The following is a 2256-nucleotide window of genomic DNA, read 5'->3' as shown; positions in this document are numbered from 1 at the left end:
ACGTTATAGGCTATTATGTCGAAAATCCTGCTTAAAGAGAATCATGATTAAAATAGAATTTGAAGAACCGAATATAGAAACTTGCGAATGTTGCGGAAAGGAAACTATAAAACTGACAAGGTTTGTTTACAAAGATGACGATGCATTTGCAATTTATTATCTGAAATTCACCAAAGAGCACGAAGAGAAAATTGTTACTGGAATAATTAGCATTGGAGATTGGCATACTGATGAAGAACCGAAAAAAAGATTTTCATTTCCGTTCAGAATTTGGACGGATAGTGACAATTTTAATGTCGGTCTAATAGATAAAGAAGAATCGCCGTGGAAACAAAGTTTGCTAGGGAATATTTTAGACAGAAAAGATGCATTGAAACATCCGTGGCTAAGTGAAGTGTTTCATATTACAGACCATATTGTTGACGAAGATAAAGAAGTGGTTGAATATTTTAAGTGACAATAACAGCCTATAACAGCAGTTTGTAACTACTGCGCGCTTGGGCTTGCCCCGAATTTTCTTCGAAAATTCAAAAGGAGTTTTATATTTGTAATCATCAGTAATAAATCATCGCAGCAGTCACAAGCTGCGGAACGTTATGTACTATTTTTTATATTGCATCTTTAGAACTACTTCATAAAAGAAGATAAAATGAATAAATTACTAATCATACTACTTGGTGTTTTGTTTTTCAATTGTAATTCAAAAGCACAAAATGATTCTGCCAAAAGTCAGACTGAAAAACCAAAATTGAATGGAAAACAAATTGTTACAGAATTGGAAAAGCTTAACTTTTTCAATTTGACAGCAAAAGAAGATTTAAATGAATCAAAAACTGAGTTTCAAAAATCATACGATGAACTAAGCTTTTTCGAAGGCAAAATGAGAGGCGAAAGCTTGATTTTTACGGACAACAGATTTTATTTTATTGATTGTGAAACTTTATTTGAAGGTGAAGGTTTAACTCAATATCTTGAAACAGTAAAAATAACTTTTGAAAAACTTAATCTAAAACTAATGTACTCAGACGAAATAAGCAACCAAGCTGAAAATCGTTGGGTTCATAAAATAAAGTTGAATGGAAAGCCTTATGTAGCCTATGAAGGTGTTTTTAATGACAATGATTGGGGAATTGCTTTCGTGAATTTCATTGAAATGTTAAACGACCAACTGAAATTACAAAAAAGTAATGAACGTTTTTATCCTATCAGTTCCGGAAATGACGGAAGAATGGTTTTGCTTACTAAGGAACAGTTCGAATTTGTAATGGCAAACTATCCAAATGGAAAAGACAGTCCAAAAGAAATAAACGCTTGGAGAAAAGGTTACGGTCTCTAAAAAAACAGTACATAACAGCAGTTTGTGATTATGGCTGGTTTTGGTCGTATCAGAAATGTCTCGGCTGACTGAAATTTTAGTTATATTTGGAAACGCAAGTCTGTGAAGAAAACGCCACAATCACAATCTGCGGCACGTTAGCAACCAGTTTCAAACCATTATGCATAAAAAGACATTGAAAATAATCGCTATAACTTTAATTCTATTTATTGTAGTTTATAATTTTTTATTGAGCGATTTTAACCCAATGTTTGAAGACGAAGAGTTTGTTTACCTAACTAATTCAATAAAAGTAGCACAAAAAGAAAACTTAAAACCGCTAGTTAATATTTATAATAAAATTCACGAAACCGTAGAAGAAAAAAGATGTCCATGCGAAGTTTCAACAGCTTATATTGGACCATATAGACATGGTTTTTCTTTAACCAAAAAGTTGTACTTATTGAAAATCGAAAAGGAATTTACTCAAGATGATTGCCTAAAATTTGATTTGTTAAACGCTGACTATTTAACTGGAAATATTGGAGTAAAACAAGCGTCTAAATTCTATTTTAATAAAAGTGTCGAACAACTCAACGAAGAAGAAAATATTATGTTGATTATTATGCTTGAAAATCCAAGTCTGTATAATCCTATACGCCGAAAAGAAAAAGTATTGAGGAAAGTTCGACTTTATCAAAGTATATTACATAAAAAACCGGTTGCTAACAGCAGTTTGTGATAATGGCTGGTTTTGGTTTTATCGGAAATATATTCGCTAATTGAAATTTTAGTTATATTTGGAATGGAAAGTGATTGAATTCCGCCACTATCACAATCTGCAATACGTTACCGTTCAGTTTTCGTTCGGGCTAAAATTGGGGAAAATCATTTCAATTTTGGTTTTGTTTTTAAGTGGAAAATGAACAGGAAATTTAACC

The 2256-nt window shown here is 31.9% G+C and carries 3 protein-coding genes; all 3 read left to right on the top strand.

Translation table 11 applies throughout. The features are described from left to right. Positions 1-457 (top strand): hypothetical protein (locus HA632_RS02235; protein ID WP_217902814.1); only part of this gene is annotated, 457 nt, incomplete at its 5' end. Between the two features lie 192 nt (positions 458-649). Continuing rightward, on the top strand, positions 650-1336 hold the full coding sequence (locus HA632_RS02230; RefSeq protein WP_176305613.1) for a hypothetical protein: 687 nt from the start codon (positions 650-652) through the stop codon (positions 1334-1336). A gap of 160 nt (positions 1337-1496) precedes the next feature. After that, a complete protein-coding gene (locus HA632_RS02225) occupies positions 1497-2057 on the top strand; it encodes a transglycosylase domain-containing protein (RefSeq protein WP_176305612.1) in 561 nt (186 codons plus the stop codon). Positions 2058-2256 lie beyond the last annotated feature (199 nt).

It is taken from the genome of Flavobacterium sp. J49 (assembly GCF_011742145.1).
Classification (GTDB): domain Bacteria; phylum Bacteroidota; class Bacteroidia; order Flavobacteriales; family Flavobacteriaceae; genus Flavobacterium.
Note: the sequence above shows the minus strand (reverse complement) of the source record. Positions and strands in the feature narration are given on the sequence as shown.

Coding starts and splice junctions, on each gene's coding strand:
- HA632_RS02230 (WP_176305613.1), top strand. CDS start 650: ATGAATAAATTACTAATCATACTACTTGGTGTTTTGTTTTTCAATTGT.
- HA632_RS02225 (WP_176305612.1), top strand. CDS start 1,497: ATGCATAAAAAGACATTGAAAATAATCGCTATAACTTTAATTCTATTT.